The organism is Nocardiopsis sp. iso_237 (genome assembly GCF_056173345.1).
Map to the genome: position 1 here is coordinate 1 of NZ_CM149669.1, position 23,406 is coordinate 23,406.

At 70.7% G+C, this 23,406-nt stretch carries 16 protein-coding genes and 1 tRNA gene; 14 read left to right on the forward strand and 3 right to left on the reverse strand.

The genetic code is table 11. The features are described from left to right. The first annotated feature begins 27 nt into the window (after positions 1–27). From dnaA to AC0VYM_RS00050, 10 genes are all read left to right on the forward strand, one after another. Positions 28–2,070 (forward strand): chromosomal replication initiator protein DnaA, encoded by a 2,043-nt coding sequence (gene dnaA, locus AC0VYM_RS00005; protein ID WP_475463299.1) that lies wholly within the window; start codon positions 28–30, stop codon positions 2,068–2,070. 1,244 nt (positions 2,071–3,314) lie between these two features. Further along, positions 3,315–4,454, forward strand: coding sequence for a DNA polymerase III subunit beta (dnaN, locus tag AC0VYM_RS00010; RefSeq protein WP_475457545.1), 1,140 nt, complete (start codon positions 3,315–3,317; stop codon positions 4,452–4,454). Between the two features lie 103 nt (positions 4,455–4,557). Beyond that, positions 4,558–5,457 carry a phosphogluconate dehydrogenase (NAD(+)-dependent, decarboxylating) gene (gene gnd / locus AC0VYM_RS00015; protein ID WP_475457547.1) on the forward strand — a complete coding sequence of 300 codons (900 nt, stop codon included), beginning with the start codon at positions 4,558–4,560 and terminating at the stop codon, positions 5,455–5,457. 112 nt (positions 5,458–5,569) lie between these two features. Further along, entirely contained in the window at positions 5,570–6,700 is a 1,131-nt protein-coding gene (gene recF, locus AC0VYM_RS00020; protein WP_475457549.1) for a DNA replication/repair protein RecF, read from the forward strand. Positions 6,701–6,779: 79 nt separating this feature from the next. Then, positions 6,780–7,259 (forward strand): DciA family protein, encoded by a 480-nt coding sequence (locus AC0VYM_RS00025; RefSeq protein WP_475463300.1) that lies wholly within the window; start codon positions 6,780–6,782, stop codon positions 7,257–7,259. Positions 7,260–7,729: 470 nt separating this feature from the next. Next, complete coding sequence (gyrB, locus tag AC0VYM_RS00030) at positions 7,730–9,667, forward strand: DNA topoisomerase (ATP-hydrolyzing) subunit B (RefSeq protein WP_378747065.1); 1,938 nt, start codon at positions 7,730–7,732, stop codon at positions 9,665–9,667. A 54-nt stretch (positions 9,668–9,721) separates the two neighbouring features. After that, positions 9,722–12,331 (forward strand): DNA gyrase subunit A, encoded by a 2,610-nt coding sequence (gyrA, locus tag AC0VYM_RS00035; RefSeq protein ID WP_475457552.1) that lies wholly within the window; start codon positions 9,722–9,724, stop codon positions 12,329–12,331. 101 nt (positions 12,332–12,432) lie between these two features. Next, positions 12,433–13,014 carry a DUF3566 domain-containing protein gene (locus tag AC0VYM_RS00040; RefSeq protein ID WP_475457554.1) on the forward strand — a complete coding sequence of 194 codons (582 nt, stop codon included), beginning with the start codon at positions 12,433–12,435 and terminating at the stop codon, positions 13,012–13,014. A gap of 184 nt (positions 13,015–13,198) precedes the next feature. Then, positions 13,199–13,272, forward strand: a tRNA-Ile gene (locus AC0VYM_RS00045). 1,044 nt (positions 13,273–14,316) lie between these two features. Beyond that, entirely contained in the window at positions 14,317–14,736 is a 420-nt protein-coding gene (locus AC0VYM_RS00050) for a hypothetical protein (RefSeq protein WP_475457556.1), read from the forward strand. A gap of 397 nt (positions 14,737–15,133) precedes the next feature. Here the strand turns inward: AC0VYM_RS00050 and AC0VYM_RS00055 are convergent, their stop codons facing one another. Both AC0VYM_RS00055 and AC0VYM_RS00060 read right to left on the reverse strand, forming a co-directional pair. Then, entirely contained in the window at positions 15,134–17,224 is a 2,091-nt protein-coding gene (locus tag AC0VYM_RS00055; RefSeq protein ID WP_475457558.1) for a sensor histidine kinase, read from the reverse strand. Further along, positions 17,214–17,912, reverse strand: a complete 699-nt coding sequence (locus AC0VYM_RS00060; protein WP_475457560.1) for a response regulator transcription factor — start codon at positions 17,910–17,912, stop codon at positions 17,214–17,216. Before AC0VYM_RS00060 ends, AC0VYM_RS00055 begins: the two co-directional genes overlap by 11 nt. Positions 17,913–18,116: 204 nt before the next feature. Between AC0VYM_RS00060 and AC0VYM_RS00065 the strand changes: the two genes are divergently transcribed. Together AC0VYM_RS00065 and AC0VYM_RS00070 are read left to right on the forward strand one after the other, a co-directional pair. Then, positions 18,117–18,878, forward strand: coding sequence for a L,D-transpeptidase family protein (locus AC0VYM_RS00065; RefSeq protein WP_475457562.1), 762 nt, complete (start codon positions 18,117–18,119; stop codon positions 18,876–18,878). Between the two features lie 44 nt (positions 18,879–18,922). After that, on the forward strand, positions 18,923–19,216 hold the full coding sequence (locus AC0VYM_RS00070; RefSeq protein ID WP_475457564.1) for a hypothetical protein: 294 nt from the start codon (positions 18,923–18,925) through the stop codon (positions 19,214–19,216). Positions 19,217–19,304: 88 nt separating this feature from the next. Here the strand turns inward: AC0VYM_RS00070 and AC0VYM_RS00075 are convergent, their stop codons facing one another. Next, positions 19,305–19,988 carry a TetR/AcrR family transcriptional regulator C-terminal domain-containing protein gene (locus tag AC0VYM_RS00075; protein WP_475457565.1) on the reverse strand — a complete coding sequence of 228 codons (684 nt, stop codon included), beginning with the start codon at positions 19,986–19,988 and terminating at the stop codon, positions 19,305–19,307. A 39-nt stretch (positions 19,989–20,027) separates the two neighbouring features. Between AC0VYM_RS00075 and AC0VYM_RS00080 the strand changes: the two genes are divergently transcribed. Together AC0VYM_RS00080 and AC0VYM_RS00085 are read left to right on the forward strand one after the other, a co-directional pair. Next, positions 20,028–20,921: a CPBP family intramembrane glutamic endopeptidase gene (locus AC0VYM_RS00080; RefSeq protein ID WP_475457567.1), complete on the forward strand. Its 894-nt coding sequence runs from the start codon at positions 20,028–20,030 to the stop codon at positions 20,919–20,921. An 88-nt stretch (positions 20,922–21,009) separates the two neighbouring features. Further along, the gene (locus AC0VYM_RS00085) at positions 21,010–23,340 is read left to right on the forward strand and encodes an ATP-binding cassette domain-containing protein (RefSeq protein WP_475457569.1); all 2,331 of its coding nucleotides are present in this window, start codon (positions 21,010–21,012) and stop codon (positions 23,338–23,340) included. Positions 23,341–23,406: the final 66 nt, after the last annotated feature.

The following is a 23,406-nucleotide window of genomic DNA, read 5'->3' on the forward strand; positions in this document are numbered from 1 at the left end:
TTGGCTGAAGCACAGGTCAACCTCGCAATGGTCTGGTCGAGCGTGCTGGACGGGATCGACCACGACTCCCTCCCCGCACACCAGCGTGCCTGGCTGCCGCAGACCCGTCCGCTGGGTCTGATCGAGGACACGGCGCTGATCGCGGCGCCCAACGAGTTCACCAAGAAGGTCCTGGAGACACGCCTCTACCCGGCGATCAGCAAGGCGCTCTCCGCCCACCTGGGACGGGAGATCCGGGTCGCGGTCACCGTGGACCCCACCGCCGTGCCCACCCCTCCCCCGACGCCCTCCCCCTACGGAGTGAGCAGGGACACGGGCGCGCACACCTCGCTCTCCGCGCCGCCCGAGCAGCCGCCGCCGCACGGCCGCCCCGACCAGCCCTCCGCCCACGAACCCCGTGGCCAGCACGCGCGTCCCGCCGGGCCGCACCCCTTCGAGGCGCCCCAGAGGCAGGAGGCCCCGCACCCGTCCGAGGCGCTGGGCGCGCACCCGGGGCACGCCCGTGCCCAGGAGGCCCAGGCCGACCTGCTCGGCCCCTCGCCCTCGGTCCAGGGCCCCCGGTCCGACGACCGCGGACCGGCGCCCCACCAGCACGGTCACGCGCCCGCCGGTGCCCGCGCCCCCCAGGGACCGGCTCCGGCCGTACCGGCACCGCCCGCCGCGGAGGTCCCCGCGCACGGCGCCCAGCAACAGCTGCCCGATCCCCCGGCGCGGCCCCAGGAGGGGCACCACGGGGCGTTCCCCGGGGCGGCCTCCTCCGGGTGGGAGCAGCCCGCTCAGGAGCAGCTGTGGCAGCAGCAGAGCTGGTCCGACGCGTCCTGGGACGAGCCCAACCGCTGGGAGAGCCCGTCCGCGAGGCCCGGCCCGAAGTCGGCCCCCGTCGCGGAACCGGCCCCGAGCGAGCCCGAGGCCGCACCCGCGCCCGTCGAGCCCGTGGCGGAGCCCCCGGCGGCGGAGGAGAGCGAGCCCGCGGCCCTGGCCGCACCCGCGCCCACCTCCCCGCCCGGGCGGTCCCAGGAGATCCCCCCTGGTGAGCACGCGCGGCTGAACCCGAAGTACACCTTCGACACCTTCGTCATCGGCTCCAGCAACCGGTTCGCGCACGCGGCCTCCGTCGCGGCGGCCGAGGCACCCGCGAAGGCGTACAACCCGCTGTTCATCCACGGTGGCTCCGGCTTGGGCAAGACCCACCTGCTGCACGCCATCGGTCACTACACGCACCGGCTGTACGAGGGTTCCCGGGTGCGGTACGTGAGCTCGGAGGAGTTCACCAACGAGTTCATCAACTCGATCCGGGACGGCAAGGCGGACGGGTTCCGCCGTCGCTACCGGGACATCGACGTGCTCCTGGTGGACGACATCCAGTTCCTGGAGAACAAGGAGCAGACGCAGGAGGAGTTCTTCCACACGTTCAACACGCTCCACAACTCCGACAAGCAGATCGTCATCTCCAGCGACCGGCCGCCCAAGCAGCTGACCACGCTGGAGGACCGGATGCGGAGCCGGTTCGAGTGGGGCCTGCTGACGGACGTCCAGCCGCCGGAGCTGGAGACCCGGATCGCCATCCTGCGCAAGAAGGCCGCGCAGGAGGGCCTGGCCGCCCCGCCCGAGGTCCTGGAGTTCATCGCGAGCAAGATCTCCACCAACATCCGGGAGCTGGAGGGCGCGCTCATCCGCGTGACCGCCTTCGCCAGCCTCAACCGGCAGTCGGTGGACCTGGACCTGACCGGCCAGGTGCTGCGGGACCTGGTCCCCAACGCCGAGGTCCCCGAGGTCACGGCCAGTGCGATCATGTCCCAGACCGCGGCCTACTTCGGGCTGAGCCTGGAGGACCTGTGCGGGACCTCCCGGTCCCGGGTGCTGGTGACGGCCCGGCAGATCGCCATGTACCTGTGCCGTGAGCTCACCGACCTCTCCCTGCCCAAGATCGGGCAGCAGTTCGGCCGGGACCACACCACGGTCATGCACGCCGACCGCAAGGTCCGGGCGCTGATGGCGGAGCGCCGCTCCATCTACAACCAGGTGCACGAGCTGACCAGCCGGATCAAGGACCAGCCCTCGCTGACGTGACCGGCGCACCGGGCAACGAACGATCGGAGGGGGCGGGCCGCCGCGGTGCGGGCCCGCCCCCTCCGTCGTGCCCGGGGGCCTCCCCTGTGGCCCGGAGTCCTCTTCAGGGCCTTCTCCGTGTCGCCGGGTGGACGTGTCCGCCTGTCGACGTGTCACCGAGTCGCCGTGTCGACTTCTCCACTTGTCCCCGGACCGAACCCCTCAGAGAGCCCGCCCCCGGTCCGGTGGCGCCCGTGCGACCGCTCCGCTCTTGTCCACAGTCTCCGAGGCTCCCCCGGAACCGCCCGGACCGAGTTATCCACAGGCTTGTGTGCGTGTTCGCACCCTGGGGAGGAGTACGTCCGTGTCGTGGCCGAGCCGCACCGTCCGTACCCGACACGCATCGTTTCCCCTGGTTTCCGGGGTGTCCGAAGCCTGTTGCGCTGGCCACAGCGGGGCCGGAGTGCGCCGGTCAGGGGCCCTGACGAGGAACGGGACCCGCGATTCGCGAAGGGCCTGTGGAAAACCCTGTGCACAGACTCTTTGTCCAGGTTCGCGCGCTCTGCTCCGTGCTCCGAAAAAAAGTTTGGGGTTTTCTCGGCGGAGTTATCCACAGGGAGGGGTCGAATTCTGTGGACAACCCTGTGGACAACCTGTGGACAACGGCGCCGAGCCTGTGGGTAACCCGGGGTCGCCCTGTGGACGCCGACACCGATGATCGGACCACCGAACCCCGGGGCACTGTGGACAACTTGGGGAAAAGCTGTGGACGAACCTGTGGACGGTCTGTGGACAAGCTGAGGGGCCCTCTGGTTGTCCACAACGGGCCCGAGTTACCCACAGGGTCATCCACAGGGCCTGTGGACAAAAATTCGCAGTCTGACCTGCGAGAACAAGGGTTATCCACATTATCCACAGCCCCTACTACTACGACGCACCTTCATTAACCAAGATGTGGCGTCAAAACAGCTTCGCGGAAAATCTGTGGACAAACCCCTGAGATCGAGGTGACGGCGGGTCAGTCCCGAGCTGGCAGCGGCAGCGGATGAATCCGGGTAACGTGTGGTCTCGCCCCTGTCCTCCGCCGCCCGGTTCTGAGCGGTGACCCCTACGGAGCCCGAGACCGCTCCAGCGGCACGGTCCGCCCTCGTCGCGGACACCGTCCACACCCTGGGGACACGCCCCCGGCGGATCCACGAGACACCCACGAGCTGCAACGTTGAGGCTGCGACCGGTCCCCGGTCGGGCGGAAAGTGAGTCGGAGAGTGAAGTTCCGGGTCGAACGCGACGTACTGGCCGACGCTGTCGCCTGGACAGCGCGCACACTGCCCTCGCGTCCCTCTGTACCGGTCCTCGCCGGGATCCTGCTGGACGCGGGCGAGATCGACGGCCGACAGCGCGTGCGCCTGTCCGGCTTCGACTACGAGGTCTCCGCCCAGGTCTCCGTGGACATCGAGATCGAGGAGCCCGGACAGACTCTGGTCTCCGGACGCCTCCTCGCCGAGATCACCCGCAACCTTCCTCCACAGACTGTGGAGATCTCCACGGACGGCCCGAAGGTCGTCGTGAGCTGTGGCAGCGCGAAGTTCACCCTGAACACCATGCCGGTCGAGGACTACCCGTCCCTCCCGGAGATGCCCGGCGTGAGCGGGACCATCGGCAGCGACGCCTTCGCCGCCGCCGTCAGCCAGGTCGCCGTCGCGGCCGGCCGCGACGACACGCTCCCGATGCTCACCGGCATCCGGGTCGAGATCGAGGGCGAGACCATCACGCTCGCCTCCACCGACCGCTACCGCCTCGCCGTCCGTGAGCTGAACTGGAAGCCGGAGAACCCGGACCTGTCCGCGGTCGCGCTGGTTCCGGCCAAGACCCTCCACGACACCGCCAAGTCGCTCACCTCGGGTGCCGAGGTCTCCATCGCCCTGTCGGGCAGCGAGACCGGCGAGGGCATGATGGGCTTCGAGGGCGGTGGCCGACGCACCACCACGCGCCTGCTGGACGGTGAGTTCCCCAAGTACCGCGCGCTGCTGCCGGACACCTTCAACACCGTCGCGGAGGTCAGCCGCTCCGAGTTCGTCGAGGCCGTCAAGCGCGTCTCCCTGGTCGCTGAGCGCAACACCCCGCTGCGCCTGGCCTTCTCCCAGGGCGCACTGGTCCTGGAGGCGGGCACCGGCGAGGACGCGCAGGCCGTGGAGACCCTGGAGGCGGACCTGGACGGCGAGGACATCCAGATCGCCTTCAACTCCGGGTTCCTGCTGGACGGGCTGGGCGCCATCGGCACCGACGTGGCCCGCCTGCACTTCACCACCTCGACCAAGCCCGCGATCCTCACCGGGAAGCCCGCTGAGGAGGGTGCTTCCCCCGAGTACCGCTACCTGATCATGCCGGTCCGCCTCTCCGGCTGACCGGAACGCCCGTTCCACCGACGAGCGTCCGCCGCCCGGCCCGTGCACAGCGCCACGGGCCGGTCGGCTTCCACATGTCCACAGGTGCCCCAGGGGAGTACACATGCAACTCGGAATGATCGGTCTCGGCAAGATGGGCGGCAACATGGCCGCCCGCCTGCGTGAGAAGGGGCACGACGTCGTCGGCTACGACGTCTCCCCCGGCGCCCGCGACGTCGAGACCCTGTCGGAACTGGTCGACCGCCTCGAAGCCCCCCGCGTGGTCTGGGTGATGGTCCCGTCCGGCGACCCGACGGCCGCGATCGTCTCCGAGCTGGGTGACCTCCTCTCCGAGGGCGACATCGTCGTCGAGGGCGGCAACACCCACTACGTCGACGACGCGCCGCGCGCCGAGGCGCTGGCCGCGAAGGGCGTCGGCTACGTGGACGCCGGTGTGAGCGGCGGCGTGTGGGGTCGGCAGAACGGCTACGGGATCATGGTCGGCGGCCGGGCCGAGGACGTGGAGCGCCTGCGCCCCGTCTTCGACTCCCTGACCCCCGACGACGGCGGCGGCTTCGTGCACGCCGGAGCGGTCGGCGCTGGCCACTTCGTGAAGATGGTCCACAACGGCATCGAGTACGGCATGATGCAGTCCTTCGCGGAGGGCTACGAGCTGATGGTGGCCTCCGGGATCGTCAAGGACGTCCCCGGCACCTTCGAGAGCTGGCGCGAGGGCACCGTCGTGCGCTCCTGGCTGCTGGACCTGCTGGGACGCGCCCTGGAGGAGGACCCGGACCTGTCCGAGCTGCGCGGATACGTGCAGGACTCCGGCGAGGGCCGGTGGACCGTACAGGCCGCCGTGGACCTCGCGGTCCCCGCCCCGGCGATCACCGCCTCGCTCTTCGCGCGGTTCGCCTCCCGCCAGGACGACAGCGAGGCCATGAAGGTCGTCGCCGCCCTGCGCAACCAGTTCGGCGGCCACGCCGTCACCAAGGCCGAGCCCAGGGACGCCGAGCAGGGCTGACCGCGCCCGCTCCTCCCCCGGGGTCGGTCCGGGATCCCCGGACCGACCCCGGCACCGTTCCCCGCCGCCCCTCCCCACCGTTCCCGCTCCCCCGTTCCAGGAGGAAGGCCGGATGTACGTCTCCCACCTGCAACTGGCCGATTTCCGCTCCTACGAGACGGCCCAGTTGCGACTCGAACCCGGCGTGAGCGTGTTCGTCGGCTCCAACGGCCAGGGCAAGACCAACCTCGTCGAGGCGATCGGGTACGTCGCCAGCCTCAGCAGCCACCGGGTCTCCTCGGACACCCCGCTGGTGCGCCAGGGTGCTCCGCGCGCGATCGTCAGCGCCAAGGTCGTCCGTGACGGCCGCGACATGCTGGTGGACCTGGAGATCAACCCGGGCCGCGCCAACCGCGCCAGGGTGAACCGCGGCGCGGCCGGGCGCCCCCGCGACGTGCTGGGCATCCTGCGGACGGTGCTGTTCGCCCCCGAGGACCTGGCCCTGGTCAAGGGCGACCCGGGGGAACGGCGCCGGTTCCTCGACGACCTCCTGGTGGCGCGCGCGCCCCGGATGGCGGGGGTGCGCTCCGACTACGAGCGGGTGCTCAAGCAGCGCAACGCCCTGTTGAAGTCGGCCTCGGCGCGGATGCGCCAGCGGGCCACCCCGGACCTGAGCACGCTGGAGGTCTGGGACTCCCACCTGGCCGAGACCGGGGCGGAGCTCCTGGCGGCGCGGTTGGCCCTGGTGGAGGAGCTGCGCCCGCTGATCGCGCACTCCTACGCGGGGCTGACCGAGTCCGGGGGCCCCGCCGTGCCGACCTACCGGAGCTCCTCCGTCGAGGAGGGGGCCGAGCTTCCGCACGACCGTCCCCGGCTCGTGGAGGTCCTGCGCGAGGCGATGGCCGGGGCGCGCGACCGGGAGCTCCAACGGGGCGTCAGCCTGGTCGGACCGCACCGCGACGACCTGCACCTCCAGCTCGGTGACCTGCCCGCGAAGGGCTACGCCAGCCAGGGCGAGTCGTGGTCGTACGCCCTCTCGCTCAAGCTGGCCGCGTTCGAGCTGCTGCGGGCCGAGGGCGACGACCCGGTCCTGATCCTGGACGACGTCTTCGCGGAGCTGGACTCCGAGCGCCGCCGCAGGCTGACCGAGCGGGTGCGCGACACCGAGCAGGTGCTGGTGACGGCGGCGGTCGCGGAGGACATCCCGAAGGAACTGGACGGTGCGCGGTTCGGGGTCCGTGAGGGGGTGGTCGAGGATGCGTGAGGGTCGTCCACAGCCTGTGGATCCCGGTGTCGGCCGCGACGCCGCGGGTGTCCCCGCCGAAGCGGTCCGTCCACAGCCTGTGGACAGCGGCGGCCCGGCCGCACCGCAGGCGCCGCACGCCCCGGAGGCTCCCCCGGCCTCCGGCGCGGACCTGGCACGCCAGGCGCTGGCCCGGGCCCGGGCGGAGGCGCGTGAGCGCGGCGCCGTCCCCCGGGGCATGAACCGGAAGCGCGCGCGTGGCCGGTTGCGGTCACGGAACGAACCGCAGCTGTTCGGAGACGCGGTGCGCACCTGGCTGATCGAGCACGGCTGGCAGGAGCAGGTGGCGATCGGCGGTGTGTTCGGCCGGTGGGCGGACATCGTCGGTGATTTCAACGCCGAGCACCTGCGTCCGGAGAGTTATTCGGAGGGCGAACTCGTCGTGGTGGCTGATTCACCGACGATGGCGGCCCACGCGCGAGCGATGGTTCGAGATCTGATGCGCCGTCTCAACGAGGAGCTCGGTGACGGCACCGTCATCGCGATCAAGGTGAAGGGGCCGGGCTTCCGCCGCCGGTGACCCCGCCCGGATTGCCCCGTGTCGCCCCGGCACGTCTGTGACCTGGGGTCCCGCGCGCCCCTTTGGGCGCCGTTCCGGGACGTGCCCCCCGATCGCTGGACCCCTCTCCTTCCGTGACATGGCACCGAGGGGGTGCGGTGGCCCTGCGAAGGCCACTGAACCGCGCCGGGACTTGCGCAAGGGGGCTCCCGCGTGTAGGGACTCGGCTCCCGCCCCGAACGTTCGTTCTGGAGCGGCACAGGGCCGCGAATGCCACTTTGTCGCACCGGGCGGGGTATCATGGAGACGGTTCTTCAGACGCCTGTAGCCGGTATCACGCTCCCATGTAGAGGGTGGGCGGACGGCCCGTGCGGCGAACGGTGATCCCCCAGGTGTCGCGGCAAGTCGGCCCTCCGATCACCCTGTCGTGGGTTGACCGTCGTCCGCTCGGCCGCTGCCGACAGGCGTCCCCAGCAGGAGGGTGTTCCCACTTGGCCTACGACGCAGGATCAATCACGGTTCTCGAAGGGCTCGAGGCAGTACGCAAGCGCCCGGGTATGTACATCGGCTCCACCGGTGAGCGGGGTCTGCATCACCTGGTCTACGAGGTGGTCGACAACTCGGTCGACGAGGCGCTGGCGGGTCACGCCGACGCCATCGAGGTGACCCTGCTCGCCGACGGCGGGATCAGGGTGGCCGACAACGGCCGGGGTATCCCGGTCGGTATCCACCCCGTCGAGCAGCGTCCCGCGGTCGAGGTCGTCCTCACGACGCTGCACGCGGGCGGAAAGTTCGACGGCAAGTCCTACGCGGTCTCCGGCGGTCTGCACGGCGTCGGCATCTCCGTCGTCAACGCGCTGTCCACGGCACTGGACGTGGAGATCCGACAGCAGGGGCACGTCTGGCGCCAGCACTACGAGATGACCGCCCCCACGGGTGAGCTCGTGAAGGCCGAGGAGACCGACGAGACCGGCACCGAGATCACCTTCTGGGCCGACGGCGACATCTTCGAGACCACCACGTACTCGTTCGAGACGCTGGCCCGCCGGATGCAGGAGATGGCCTTCCTCAACAAGGGGCTGTCCATCACCATCCGCGACGAGCGGCCCGACCACACCGACGACGGTCCCGTGGTCAACACCTTCCACTACGAGGAGGGGCTGTCGGACTACGTCCGGCACATCAACGCCAAGAAGGAGCCGGCGCACGCGTCGATCATCTCCTTCGAGGAGGACGGCGACGGCATCGCGGTCGAGATCGCCATGCAGTGGAACCAGTCCTACACCTCGTCGGTGCACACCTTCGCCAACACCATCAACACGGCGGAGGGCGGCACGCACGAGGAGGGTTTCCGCTCCGCGCTCACCACTCTGGTCAACCGGTACGCCCGGGACCAGAAGCTGCTGCGCGACAAGGAGGACAACCTCACCGGCGACGACATCCGTGAGGGCCTGACCGCGATCATCTCGGTCAAGCTCGCGGACCCCCAGTTCGAGGGCCAGACCAAGACGAAGCTCGGCAACACCGAGGCCAAGTCCTTCGTCCAGAAGGTCACCAACGAGCACCTGCGCGACTGGTTCGAGCGCAACCCCGGCGAGGCCAAGGACATCGTGTCCAAGGCCAGCCAGGCCGCCCGCGCCCGTGTGGCCGCCCGCCAGGCCCGCGACCTGACCCGCCGCAAGACCCTCCTCGAGACCACCTCCCTCCCGGGCAAGCTGTCGGACTGCCAGTCCACCAACCCGGAGGAGTGCGAGGTCTACATCGTCGAGGGCGACTCGGCCGGCGGCTCCGCCAAGGGTGGTCGCAACCCGCACAACCAGGCCATCCTGCCCATCCGCGGCAAGATCCTGAACGTCGAGAAGTCGCGGATCGACCGCATCCTCAAGAACAACGAGGTCCAGGCGATCATCACCGCCCTGGGCACCGGTATCCACGAGGAGTTCGACGCCGAGAAGCTGCGGTACCACAAGATCATCCTGATGGCCGACGCCGACGTCGACGGCCAGCACATCCGGACGCTGCTGCTCACCCTGCTGTTCCGCTTCATGAAGCCGCTGGTCGAGGCCGGGAACGTCTACCTGGCCCGTCCGCCGCTCTACAAGATCAAGTGGGACCAGAAGGGCAGCGACGCCAGCTACGCCTTCTCCGACGCCGAGCGCGACCGGGTCATCGAGGCCGGGATCGCCGAGGGCAAGAGGGACCCGCGCCCGCGCGACATGGTGCAGCGCTTCAAGGGTCTGGGCGAGATGAACGCCAACGAGCTGTGGGACACCACGATGGACCCGGACCGCCGCGTGCTCGACCAGGTCAACCTGGAGGACGCGGCCCAGGCCGACGAGATGTTCAGCGTGCTCATGGGTGAGGACGTCGAGTCGCGGCGCGCCTTCATCCAGCGCAACGCCAAGGACGTCCGCTTCCTGGACATCTAGGTCCCCCGTTCCCACCCGTGCCCCAAGCAAGCCTCGTAGAAGGGATCGACATCCGTGACGGATGCGAACAACCCCGACGCCCCTGAGGGCGGGGACTCCACTGTCGAGTCCCTCTCGCGCGTGACCGACCGGATCGAGCCCGTCGACATCCAGGTCGAGATGCAGCGCAGCTACCTCGACTACGCGATGTCGGTCATCGTCGGCCGGGCCCTCCCCGACGTCCGTGACGGGCTCAAGCCGGTCCACCAGCGCGTGCTGTACGCGATGTACGACGGCGGCTACCGTCCCGACCGCGGTTACTTCAAGTGCGCCCGCGTCGTCGGTGACGTGATGGGCAACTACCACCCGCACGGTGACAGCGCCATCTACGACACCCTGGTCCGCCTGGCCCAGTGGTGGTCGATGCGGATGCCGCTGGTCGACCCGAACGGCAACTTCGGCTCGCCGGGCAACGACCCGGCGGCCGCCATGCGCTACACCGAGTGCAAGCTCGCGCCGCTGGCCATGGAGATGCTCCGGGACATCGACAAGGAGACCGTCGACTTCCGGCCCAACTACGACGGCCGCTCCTCCGAGCCCGTCGTGCTGCCCGCCCGCTTCCCGAACCTGCTGGTCAACGGCTCCTCGGGCATCGCGGTCGGCATGGCCACCAACATCCCGCCGCACAACCTGCGCGAGGTCGCGGACGGCGTCAACTGGTACCTCGACAACCCCGAGGCCGAGGACGAGGAGCTGCTCGACCAGCTCATCGCCCGGGTCAAGGGCCCCGACTTCCCCACGCGCGGACTCATCGTGGGCAAGCGCGGGATCGAGGAGGCCTACCGGACCGGGCGCGGCTCCATCACCATGCGCGCCGTGGTCGAGGTCGAGGAGGACGGCCGGGGGCGTCAGACCCTGGTCATCACCGAGCTGCCCTACCAGGTCAACCCGGACAACCTGGCGCTGAAGATCGCCGACCTGGTCAAGGACGGCAAGATCACCGGCATCGCGGACGTGCGGGACGAGAGCAGCGGCCGTACCGGTCAGCGCCTGGTCATCGTGCTCAAGCGCGACGCGGTCGCCAAGGTCGTGCTGAACAACCTGTACAAGCACACCCAGCTCCAGGAGACCTTCGGCGCGAACATGCTGGCCCTGGTCGACGGGGTGCCGCGCACCCTGCGCCTGGACCAGATGATCCGCCACTGGGTCAAGCACCAGGTCGAGGTCATCGTCCGCCGGACGAAGTACCTGCTGCGCAAGGCCGAGGAGCGGGCGCACATCCTGCGTGCCCTCCTGCGGGCGATGGACCGGATCGACGAGGTCATCAGCCTGATCCGGAGCAGCGCCTCGGCGGACGACGCGCGCACCGGCCTGATGGGCCTGCTGGAGATCGACGACATCCAGGCCCGCGCGATCCTCGACATGCAGCTGCGCAAGCTGGCGGCCCTGGAGCGCAACGCCCTCACCGCCGAGTACGACGAGCTCATGGCGCTCATCACCGACTACAACGACATCCTCGCCTCGGACTCCCGTCAGCGGACCATCATCCGCGAGGAGCTGGGCGAGATCGTCGACAAGTACGGCGACGAGCGGCGCACGCACATCATCCCGTTCGAGGGTGACATGCGCATGGAGGACTTCATCGCGGAGGAGGACGTGGTCGTCACGATCTCCCGCGGTGGGTACGCCAAGCGCACCCGCATCGACAACTACCGCGCGCAGAAGCGCGGCGGCAAGGGCGTGCGGGGTGCCCAGCTCAAGCAGGACGACATCGTCCAGCACTTCTTCGTCACCACCACCCACCACTGGATCCTGTGCTTCACGAACCAGGGACGGGTGTACCGGACGAAGGCCTACGAGCTGCCGGAGGCCGCCCGCGACGCGCGCGGCCAGCACGTCGCCAACCTGCTGCCCTTCCAGCCGGGTGAGGAGATCGCGCAGATCATGGCGCTGCGCGACTACGAGGCGGCGCCCTACCTGGTGCTGGCCACCCGCGAGGGCCTGGTGAAGAAGTCGCGCCTGGAGGACTTCGACTCCGCGCGCGCGGCGGGCATCATCGCGATCAACCTCCGCGAGGAGGACGAGCTGATCGCGGCGCGCCTGGTCTTCCCCGACGACGACCTGCTGCTGATCTCCAGCGACGCCCAGGCGATCCGCTTCCCGGCCTCCGACGAGTCGCTGCGGCCCATGGGCCGCGCCACCAGCGGTGTGATCGGCATGCGGTTCCTGGAGGGCGACTACCTGCTCTCCATGGACGTCATCCGCCCCGACGACGGTTCCACCGACGTGCTGGTCACCACCGAGAACGGGTACGCCAAGCGGACCCCCTCGGAGCAGTACCCGGTGCAGAACCGAGGCGGCAAGGGCGTTCTGACGGCCAAGGTCGTGGAGGCCCGCGGCAAGCTGGTCGGCGCCCTCATGGTGGACCCGGAGGTGGACGAGATCTTCGCGATCACCTCCGCCGGCGGGGTCATCCGCACCGGTGCCGCCGAGGTGAAGCGGTCCGGGCGCACCACCATGGGCGTCCGGCTGATGAACCTGGACAAGGGCAACAAGATCGTGGCCGTCGCCGCGAACGCCGAGGCCGCCGAGGAGGCCGAGGCCGAGGAGGTCGCGGACGCCGTCGAGGCCGCCAACGCCGACACGGTCGAGCAGGTCGCGGGCGAAGGCAACCCTGACGCCTAGACTGCGCGTTAAGACCAGTACGTCCCGTGGGGTGCGTTTCGGCGGCCCCACGGGACACACGGATCGACCCGTCTCAACGAAAGTCCAGCGGTAGCGCTTCTATGTCTGAGAACCAGCGGAACACACCCAGCAACGAGTCCGACGCGGATGCCACCGCCGGTGACGCGGACGTGGAGACGGCGGGGGAGACCGCTGAGGACTCCTCGGAGGCCACGAACGCGGAGCCCGAGATGACCGAGTCGCCGTCCGAGCCCGAGGGGGAGTCCACCCCCGCGGGGCCGAGCGCGGTCAAGGCCACCCTGGCGAGCCGCAAGGCCCACCTGACCGTCTCCCGCGTGGAGCCGTGGTCGGTCATGAAGTTCGCCTTCGTGGTCTCCCTCGTCTGCTTCATCATCCTGTTCGTCGCCGTCGCGGTGATCTACGCGACCCTGTCGATGCTGGGTGTCTTCGACGAACTCACCAACATGATCAACGCCCTCATGGAGGGCGACGGCGGAGAGGACGAGCTGGGCCTCAACCCGGCCGCCTGGTTCTCCCCGGGCCGTGTGCTGGGCTACACGGGTGTGATCGGCGCGCTGAACGTCGTGCTGATCACCGCCCTTTCCACGGTGGGCGCGATGCTCTACAACCTGGTCTCCGACCTGGTCGGCGGCGTGGACGTCACGCTCTCCGAGGCCGAGTAGTCCTCCGTCCCGTCCGGGCCCGGCACCTCTCCGAGGAGCCGGGCCCGACCCGTCCCGAGCACTCCCGAAGCCCGCTAAAATCGAAGGTGAAGAGGGACGCGGCGGGGCCGCGCACCTCCTCCCCACCCCGAGGATTCCGGTTCGCTCCGCCCCTCCGGATGCGGTAGAGTTCCTGACGGAACGCGGGCGTATAGCTCAGTCGGTTAGAGCGCATCCCTGATAAGGATGAGGCCCCAGGTTCAAGTCCTGGTACGCCCACCCAGTTTCACCCGGTCAGAGCCTTGCTTCTCCACTCGGAGAGCAGGGCTCTTCCTGTTGTGACCGTCATCTGACCGTGGAACCCCACGGTCTTCCTGTTGTCGTACCGCCCCGACCGCGCCATGGAAGAGAAACTGTCGCTGGCCCTGTCGGCTGACGCACCTACCCATCCGGTCCGTGTGTGCCGCATCAGTTCGTCCGTGACCGACCTCGGAGCCCCCGCGCGGTGAAGTGCGGCAGACCCGTTCCCGACCGCGCTCTGGCTCTGTGACCGTGCGGTGAGGCGCGGCACCCGGAGTCACTCGGCGGAACGGACAGGAAGCGCTTGGGGCCGGACGGCGCCCTGCCCCCGGGCGGCGCGCACGCCGGTTGCCTTGTCGACATGCGGATCCGGCGCCATGTCGATCTACACGGGTGTCGACACCGGCGGCTCCGCGTCAGCGGCCGCCACCCACCGGGCAGTCGCCGTGATCCGCCTGGGCGGAGTTTCGACGCCGCGATCGCCCCGGAGGGCGTGGAGAACATGGCGCAGGCGATCGATGAGCGCCCCCGGGGTCCGGGAGGCCGACCGACGAGGACCCTCCCCTGCCGCTCCGGCGGTCACCCGAAAGGACGTGCTCCGGGTATTGCACCACCCGTAGGACCTCGAATAATGGCGAAAAACGCATTGCGGAGGATGCGCCTTCGACCATCCATGCCTTTGTTCGGGCGCGCGGTGACGAATCCCGTGGTTGGAGGAAGTGTCGCAGTTCCTGTTCGACTTCAATGTTCCGCCGTTTCCAGTAATTATCCCTGGTCATTTGCGGTATGGGCGCCAAAGGTGTGCCTGGAATCTTTAATATATGGACACTGTGGATTCCTGGTGTTATAACGGATTCTGTGCTTCGGGAGGGAGGGGCGGCCGCAACCGGACACCCCGGGGTCGCTGACCACTCGTTCCGTGGTGCCCTGCTTTTCCGCGCCCGTCGGAGGTGCTGTGTGACAAGGCGTTTCCTCCAGGGCACTCCCCTCACGCGCCCTCTATGGGCGGGAAAGACGGCGACAGTGAAGCATCTCGCGAAAGCGGTGGTCGCAGGATTGGCGGCCCTGGTCATGGGCCTGTCTCTGGCGGCGCCGGCGCATGCGGGGGACAACATCTACCACCGGACGACGATCAATGGCGGGTGGCTGCAGTTCTGGCCGAACGGAGACATCGCCAAGGTCTGCGACACGAAGAAGGACGGCGCCCGGGTCATCCTCTACGTCACCGACTGGACGCAGAACAAGTACAAGTACAAGGCGCAGGCCGTCGGAACGGGCGACTGCACCACCGTCCGGGCGGCGACCGGGTCCCGGTACAACCTCAGGGAGGGCAACTGCTTCCAGTTCGTCCTGGAGGCCTTTGACAGCTCGGCCGGTCGGTCCATCGACCGGAAGCAGGTGTTCTGGCGGAACACCAACAGTTCCATCCAGCGGTGCGCCTGATCCGGCACCCTCCTCGCTGATCGTTGGTACGCCCTCCTGGCGTTCTTCCTGTTCCTGACCTACTACCTCCAGGTCGTGCGGGGGTACTCCCGGCTGATGACCGGGCTGGCGTTCGTTCCCAGCGGTATCGGCATCCTCTTCGGCTCCCTGGGAACGGGCCGGATCATGACCCGGGTGAGTCCGAGGACGATCCTGATCCTGGGGCTCCTGCTCGGAGCCTCGGGCCTCGCTCACCCACGGCTACGCGGTCGCCCTCCTCGTCGGCGTCGGCCTGCTGGCCGTCGCCCTGGTCATCGCCGTGGTCCTGACCAGGTCGGGTGCGCGCGGACACACGGACTGAGGGGGGTCGACAGGGCTCCTTGTCGACACCGCGCCGAGTCGCCATGTCGACTTGTGCCTACCCGGCGGCGGGACCCGCCAGGGGCATCCGGAGGGTGAAGGCCGTCCCCTCCCCGACCGTGCTGTCCGCCGTCACCGAACCGCCGTGCAGCTCCACGAGTCCGCGCACGATGGCCAGCCCGAGGCCGCTGCCTCCGGTACGCCGGTTGCGCGACCGGTCCGCCCGCCAGAACCGGTCGAAGACGTGCGGCAGGTCCTCCGCAGCGATGCCGACCCCGGTGTCGACCACCCGGATCACAGCGTCCGGGCCCGCCCGGTACGCCTGCACGGTGACGGTCCCTCCCTCCGGGGTGTGCCGCAGCGCGTTGCCGACCAGGTTGCCCAGCACCTGGAGCATCCGGGTGCGGTCCGCGACGAGGGTCACGTCGCGCGACTCGTCGACGAGGCGGACCCCGGCCTCCTCCGCGCGCAGCTCGTGGCCCGCGACCACCCGGGCGACGAGGAGGGCGGCGTCCACCGGTTCCGGGGACAGGCGCAGCCGACCGGCGTCGGCCAGGGCGAGGTCCTGGAGGTCGTCGATGACCGCCTGGAGCAGCAGGGTCTCCCCGAGCAGCATCTCCATGCGGTCCGGGTCGGGATCGACCACCCCGTCCTGGACGGCCTCCAACCAGCCGCGCAGGTTGCTCAGCGGCGTCCGCAGCTCGTGCGACACGTCGCTCACCATCGCCTTGCGCTGGTCCTCGGCCCGCTCCAGGTGCTCGGACATCTCGTTGAACGCCTCCGCGAGGCGGCCGATCTCCCCGGCGTCGCGGACCTCCACCCGGGTGGTGGGCCCTCCGCCCTCCCTCATGTGGTTCACAGCGTCGGTGAGCGCGCGCACCGGGCGCAGCAGCCGGGTCGCGATGGTCGTGCTCACCACCACGGTCAACACCAGGATCAGCAGCACCACGCCACCCAGGCGCAGGGCGCCCTCGCGGGACAGTGACAGCCCCGCCTCAGGGCTCTCCGCAGGGTCGTCGATGAACAGCAGCGCGGCGGGCGCCACATGGGGGTCGAGCTGGGCCCGTCGGGCGGCGTCCAGGCAGGCGGCCTCCTCCGGTCCCAGTTCGACCCTGGACCACGTCAGGCTCTCCGCGCCGGGAGCGGGATCGACCTCACCGGGTGACGGCCACACCTGCGGGACCTCGGTCGGCGCCTCGCCCGGCACGAGGGGCCCCGGGTCCGGCGGAGCGGAGGGTTCCTCACTCTCGGACGGGAACTCCGGTTCGGGTAGGGGATCGACGGGCTCCTCGGGAGCGGTCGGGACGGGAGCGGCCGGGTCCTCGGGGGCGGCCGGTGGACGGGCGTCGTCCGGGACCGGCCCCGGGGCGGTCGGACTCCCCGTGATCACGAGGCCCCCGGTGCGGCCGTCCATCGCGTACTCGAGGTTCGCCTCGGGGTCGCCGCAGTCCGAGGCCCGCGCGTTGAGGTCGGCCAGCGCCTCCTCTTCACCGCCGACCGGCTGGTCCAGCGCGTCCAGCCCGCAGTCGGCCCACGTGTAGGCGTCCCCGCCCTCGGCCTCGACCGCGGGTCGCCCGCTCGATCCGGTCACCACCTCGGCGGGGAGGCCGTAGAGCGACTCCAGGCAGGAGACCCCCTGTTCCGCCTGGTCGCGCAGCGTCTCGCGCTCCTCCTCCGTCAGGGCGAACGGGCCCACCGCGCGCGGGTCGATGCGGTCCCCGTTGCCGGCGACCAGGGTCACGTCGACGGCCAGCGGGTCCACCACCGACGAGGTCCGGGTGGGCGGCGGAGGGGCGTCCCCCGCTCCCTGGGCCGGTGAGGCGGAGTCCGCGATCACCGCCCGGCCCTCGGTGGTGAGGACGACCCGGCGGCCGGTCTCCTCCGCCAGGTCGTCGACGGTCTCCGCCACTCCGGCCCAGTCACTGTGGGCCGCCGCGTACCCGACGAGGGTGTCGTGGATGTGGGTGTCCACCGTCAGGGTCTCCCCCTGCTGGGTGGTGATGGACTCCGAGGTCCGCTGCACCGACAGCCAGGCCGTCGCGGTGATCGAGCAGACCGCCACCAGGACCGAACCCGCCAGCAGACGGAACAGGAGTCCGTGCCGCAGGGAGGCCCACCGTTCTCCGCCGCGCGGCCGGTCAGCGGACACGTTCGGGCACCGCGAGCTTGTAGCCGACGCCGTAGACGGTGACCAGCCGGACCGGTTTCCGGGGGTCGGGCTCGATCTTGCGGCGCAGGTTCTTCACATGGACGTCGATGGTGCGCCTGGTGATGTAGCCGCTGATCCCGTGGATGAGTTCCAGCAGCTGGGCCCGGCTCAGCACACGGCCCGGACGGACCGCCAGGGCCTGGAGCAACTGGAACTCCACGGGGGTGCACCGCACCGGTTCCCCGTCGACCCGCACCGTGTGCCGGGCCGGGTCCACGATGATCGGGCCCGCCTCCAGCACGCGCTCCTCGTCCCGCACCGGGGTGCGGGAGCGGCGCAGCAGCGTGCGTACCCGCGCCATGAGCTCGCGCGGACTGTAGGGCTTGGTGACGTAGTCGTCCGCGCCCAGGTCCAGGCCGGTGAGCAGGTCCTCCTCGGTGGACCGGGCGGTGAGCAGCAGCACCGCCACGTCGGACTCGGCCCGCAGCACCCGGCACGCCTCCAACCCGCTCATCACCGGCATCATCACGTCCATCACGATCAGGTCGGGGCGGTCGCGGTGGTGTTCCTCCAGCACGGACCGGCCGTTGTGGACCACACGGACGGTGTGGCCCTCGTGCTCCAGGTATCGCCGGATCAGTTCGGCCTGGTTCACGTCGTCCTCGGCCACCAGGACATGCGCGCACACGTGAGGGCCTCCGTTCGCCGACCGGGGACGGGTCCCCCGGCACCGATGATCGTACGACCGCCGCCAGCTGGGCCGACGGGGGCGTCGGGGGACGCCGCAGGTCACCACATGGGACGCACACGGCGGCCACACGGGTTCTTCACATTCCTCGACCACTCTTCATGGTGTCCGGCGCGGAGAGACCCGCCGGACTCCCTCGACCGGATGGACCCCATGCGCCGATCCCTGACACCCGGTGGAACCGTCGGGAGACTTCCCGTTCTGGCCGCCGTCGCCGTACTGGCCGTCGTGCCCGCCTGCTCGTCGTCGGAGCCGCCGGAGGAGACCTCCGAGGCGTCGGTACGGACCGAGGAGCGGACGGAACCCGAGGGCGCCCGGATCGCGACGGCCCTCACGGACGAGATCGAGGTCCGTTCCGAGCCGGACGGCGGCGAGGTCGTGCACACCCTCGCCAGCCCGAACGACTTCGGCGCGGACCGGGCCTTCCTGGTCCAGGAGGCCCGGGGCGACTGGCTGGAGGTGCTCCTGCCGGTGCGGCCCAACGGATCCACGGGCTGGATCGAGGCCGACGACGTCGAGATCACCGTCACCGCGTACCGCGTGGTGGTCGACATGTCGGAGTTCTCCTTCACGGTCACCGAGGGCGAGGAGGAGGTCCTGACCGGCCAGATCGGTATCGGTACGGGCGACACCCCGACGCCGCCCGGTGAGTACTACTTCACCGAGCTGCTCAAGCCCTCGGACCCCGGCGGCGAGTACGGGGCCTTCGCCTTCGGCCTCAGCGGGCACTCCGACACCCTGGAGAGCTTCGCGGGCGGTCCCGGCCAGCTGGGGCTGCACGGCACCGACGACGAGTCGGGTCTGGGCGGCGAGGTCAGCCACGGCTGCATCCGGGTGTCCAACGACGACGTCACCTGGATGGCCGAACGCCTGCCGATCGGCACCCCGGTCGAGATCAACGAATGACCGCTCACCGAGCGGACACCCGAACACACGACAAGAGGTCAACCATGCGCGTGAAGTCCCGAGTGCTCATCGTCGCCGCGATGGCGGCCGCCTTCTTCGGCACCGCCCCGGCGTTCGCGTCGGACGACTCCCCGGCACTCCCCGTCGCCGAGGCCCCGTCGGAGGTTCCGGGCCCGGTCTCCCCGGAGGACCCCTCCGTCGAGGAGCCCACGGACGCCCCGGTGGAGCCCACCCCCGAGGAGCCCACGGCCGCCCCGGTCGAGCCGGAGAAGCCGTCGGACCCCGCGGAGGCCGGCCCGGTCACCCCGATCGAGCAGGACCCCAACTACACCGGCTGACCTGAGCCGCACCCGGAGGCCCCGTTCCCCTTGGAGGGAGCGGGGCCTCCGCCGTTCCCGGCGTCTGATGTCTGGCGCCCCGCACCGGTCAGCCCTCGTGACCGGCCCTGATGCCCCGGACGACGAGGTCCAGCGCCTGGTCGAAGTAGGTGTTCTCCACGGCCAGGGCGCCCGGCTCCGACACAGCCGTCGCGACGGCGCCCTCGTGTTCCTCGGTACGGTCGGCCCGGGTCACGCTCATGGCGACGGCCGAGGTGGCCGCGCCGAGGATCTGGTTGGACACCGCGCGGATGGCCACGGCCTGGCGCTCCTCCCCGCCGCCGAGCCGCCCCAGCGCCTCGATGATCCGCCTCGACAGGGCGACCGCGTTCGGGCCGACGAGGGGGCGTGAACCCGCGAACTCCGCGGCCCAGGTGTGGGCGGTCAGCGCCGTGTAGAACCGGCGGGCCGTCTCCTTGAGCGCGGTGTCCCAGGGCAGGTCGGCGGCGGGCAGACCGGTGGCGGCCTCGGCCAGGACCTCGTCCACGGCCAGGTCCACGAGGTCCTCGCGGCGCTCCACGTACCAGTAGAGGCTGGTCGCGTGCACTCCGAGCTCGGCGGCCACCTTGCGCATGGTCAGCGCGGAGGCGCCCTCCCGGTCGAGCAGTGTGATGGTCGCTGTGACGATCCGTTCCCTGCTGAGTGCGGGCTGTGAACGTCGGCGCCGTTGGGGGCGGTGGAAGACGCTGTCGATCCGCTGGTCGGGGCCTTGTTCATCCATGTCCAACAGCATACAAGCAATCATACGTTGTCGGATTCCATCCAACGGTGTATGTTTCTCCGCATGGCAACCGAGACCCCCTCCACACGTCCGAACACCTCCGTCCCCGTCACCGCCCCCGACCCCTCGCGGACCACCGCCGTCGACCCGCGCGGCCTCGCCGCCTTCCTGGTCGTCGCCTTCGCCTTCTCCTGGACCGCCTGGTGGCTCGGCCCCCGGCTCCTCGACGGCGGCGACCCCACCCCGGCCGTCCTCGTCGGCGGCTTCGGCCCGATGGTGGCCGCGATCCTGGTCACCGCCCTCACCCAGGGCCGCTCCGGGGTCGGCGCCCTCTTCCGGCGCCACTCCCTCGGCCGCAGGGGAGGCCTCCGGCCCTACGCCCTCGCCGCGCTGGTCGTCCTGGCCATCGCCGGATCGGCCGCCCTGCCCGTCTACCTGGGGACGGCCGCCGTCGAGGAGCAGGCGCTGAGGGCCGCGCTCCTGGGCGTGCCGGTCCAGTTCCTGCTCATCGCGCTGGTCGGCGGCGGCAACGAGGAGCTGGGCTGGCGCGGGTTCGCGCTGCCCCGCCTCCAGGGCGCGCTCCCCCCGTTGGCCGCCAACCTGACCCTCGGCGCCGTCTGGGCCGTGTGGCACGCCCCGCTCTTCGACATGGCGGGCACCATCCAGTCCGAGGTGAGCTTCCCCGCCTACGCCCTGCTCTGCGTGGGGCTCACCGTCGTCATGGGCCACGTCTTCAACTCGGCGCGGGGCGGGGTCCTCGCCGCCGTGGTCGCCCACGCCGCCGTCAACGTCGTCGCCGGGCTGAAGGGCGTGCTCGTGGGCGACCCCGCCGGGGTGTTCGAGGTCTCGGCCGTCCTGACCGTCGCCGTGATCCTGGCCCTGGCCACCCGCGGCCGCCTGGGTCTGCGCCGCGCCGACGACGCCCGGACCACGGTCGGGACCTGATCCCGGGACTTCCCCACGGGGGCGGCCCCGGCACCGGGGCCGCCCCCGTTCGTCGAGGTGACGGGCCCGAGCGGGTACATCTGAGGACATGACAGAGTTCGACGACCGCATCCGGGTGCGCGGCGCCCGCATCCACAACCTGAGGAACGTGGACACGGAGCTGCCCCGTGACGCCCTGGTCGCCTTCACCGGCGTCTCGGGCTCCGGGAAGTCCTCACTGGCCTTCGGGACCCTCTACGCCGAGTCCCAACACCGGTACCTGGAGTCGGTCGCGCCGTACGCCCGCCGCCTCCTCCAGCAGCTCCCCGCCCCGGAAGTGGACGACATCACCGGCATGCCGCCCGCCGTGGCGCTCGCCCAGCCGCGTTCGGCCCCGTCGGTGCGGTCCACGGTGGGCACCCTCACCACGCTCTCCAACACGCTGCGCATGCTCCTGTCCCGAGCGGGGACCTACCCGCCCGGAGCGGAGCACCTCGACTCCGACTCCTTCTCCCCCAACACCGTGGTCGGGGCCTGCCCGGTGTGCCACGGCGAGGGGATCGAACACGAGGTCACCGAGGACTCGCTCGTCCCCGACCCCGCGCTGAGCATCGCTGACGGGGCCGTCGCGTCCTGGCCCGGCGCCTGGCAGGGCAAGAACCTGCGCGACGTCCTCGACGCCCTCGGGTACGACATCCGCCGCCCCTGGCGGGAGCTGCCCCGGAGCGAGCGCGAATGGATCCTGTTCACCGACGAACAGCCAGTGGTGACCGTCCACCCCGTCCGGGAGGCGGGCCGGGTCCACCGCCCCTACCAGGGCAAGTACAGCAGCGCCCGCAGGCTGGTGCTCAAGGCGTACGCCTCCTCGGCCAGCGAGGCCCGCAGACGCAGGGCGGCCGAGTTCATGGTGAACCGGACCTGCCCGGAGTGCGGCGGGCGGCGGCTGCGCCAGGAGGCGCTGCGGGTCACCTTCGCCGGGCAGACCATCACCGAACTCGCGGCGCTGCCCCTGGCCGAACTCGCCGTGCTGCTGCGCCCCTGGCGGGAGGGGACCGGGGCCGCCGCGACGCTGGCCGGGGAGATCGCCGGCCGGGTGGAGGTCCTGGAGGAACTGGGCCTGGGCTACCTCAGCGTGGACCGGCCCGCGCCGACCCTGTCCACCGGGGAGTTCCAGCGGATCAGGCTGGCCACGCAGCTCGGCACCGGGCTGTTCGGCGTGGTCTACGTGCTGGACGAGCCCTCGGCGGGGCTGCACCCCGCCGACTGCGAGGCACTCACCGGCATCCTCCGGCGGCTCCGCGACGGGGGCAACACCGTGTGCTTCGTCGAGCACGACCTGGACATCGTGCGCGGCGCGGACTGGATCGTGGACGTCGGCCCGGACGCGGGCGAGCGCGGCGGGCGGGTCCTGTACAGCGGTCCGGTGGCCGGGCTGCGCGACGTCCCGGAGTCGGTGACCCGCCGCTACCTCTTCCACCACGCCGTGCCCGAACGCCGACCGCGCGAGTCGCGCGGCCACCTGGAGCTGCGCGGGGTCACCAGCAACAACCTGCGGGGGCTGGACGTGGACGTGCCCCTCGGGGTGTTCACCGCGGTCACCGGGGTGTCCGGCTCGGGCAAGTCCACGCTGCTGGCCGGGATCGCGGACGAGGCCGCCGAGCACGGACGGGTGGTGTGGGTCAGCCAGCAGCCCATCGGCCGGACCCCGCGTTCCAACCTGGCCACCTACACCGGGCTCTTCGACACCGTCCGCAAGCTGTTCGCCGGGACCGACGACGCCCGCGCCCACGGCTACGGCCCCGGCCGGTTCTCCTTCAACGTGGTGGGGGGACGCTGCGCGACCTGCGAGGGCGAGGGGTTCGTCTCCGTGGAGCTGCTGTTCCTGCCCACCACCTACGCGCCCTGCCCGACCTGCGGGGGTTCCCGCTACAACGACGACACCCTGCGCGTGCGGTACCGGGGGGTCACGGTCGCGGACGTGCTCGCGATGTCCGTGGAGGAGGCGGCGGGGTTCTTCACCGAGGAACCGTCCGTGCGGCGGGCCCTGGAGACGCTGTCCGGCGTCGGCCTGGGCTACCTGCGCCTGGGCCAGCCCGCCACGGAGCTGTCCGGCGGTGAGGCCCAGCGCATCAAGCTCGCCACCGAACTCCAGCGCCGCCGGGTGGCCGACACGGTGTACCTGCTCGACGAGCCCACCACGGGCCTCCACCCGCACGACACCGACGTCCTCATGGGCCGCCTGCGGGACCTGGTCGCCTCCGGGGCCACGGTGGTGGCGGCCGAGCACGACATGCGGGTGGTGGCCACCGCGGACCACGTCGTCGACCTGGGCCCCGGCGGCGGATCGGAGGGCGGGCGGATCGTCGCCCAGGGCTCCCCTGAACGGATCGCGTCGGTCCCGGACAGCCGGACCGGTGTCTACCTGAAGGAGCTGCTGTGATGCGCCGCGCCCTCTAGATCGTTGATGTGAAATCCCTGAACTCCCTGCGGGCATGACGAAGGGCGT

Coding starts and splice junctions, on each gene's coding strand:
- AC0VYM_RS00075 (WP_475457565.1), bottom strand. CDS start 19,988: ATGCTGTTGGACATGGATGAACAAGGCCCCGACCAGCGGATCGACAGC.
- AC0VYM_RS00085 (WP_475457569.1), top strand. CDS start 21,010: ATGACAGAGTTCGACGACCGCATCCGGGTGCGCGGCGCCCGCATCCAC.
- gnd (WP_475457547.1), top strand. CDS start 4,558: ATGCAACTCGGAATGATCGGTCTCGGCAAGATGGGCGGCAACATGGCC.
- AC0VYM_RS00070 (WP_475457564.1), top strand. CDS start 18,923: ATGCGCGTGAAGTCCCGAGTGCTCATCGTCGCCGCGATGGCGGCCGCC.
- AC0VYM_RS00040 (WP_475457554.1), top strand. CDS start 12,433: ATGTCTGAGAACCAGCGGAACACACCCAGCAACGAGTCCGACGCGGAT.
- AC0VYM_RS00080 (WP_475457567.1), top strand. CDS start 20,028: ATGTTTCTCCGCATGGCAACCGAGACCCCCTCCACACGTCCGAACACC.
- recF (WP_475457549.1), top strand. CDS start 5,570: ATGTACGTCTCCCACCTGCAACTGGCCGATTTCCGCTCCTACGAGACG.
- AC0VYM_RS00065 (WP_475457562.1), top strand. CDS start 18,117: ATGGACCCCATGCGCCGATCCCTGACACCCGGTGGAACCGTCGGGAGA.
- dnaA (WP_475463299.1), top strand. CDS start 28: ATGGTCTGGTCGAGCGTGCTGGACGGGATCGACCACGACTCCCTCCCC.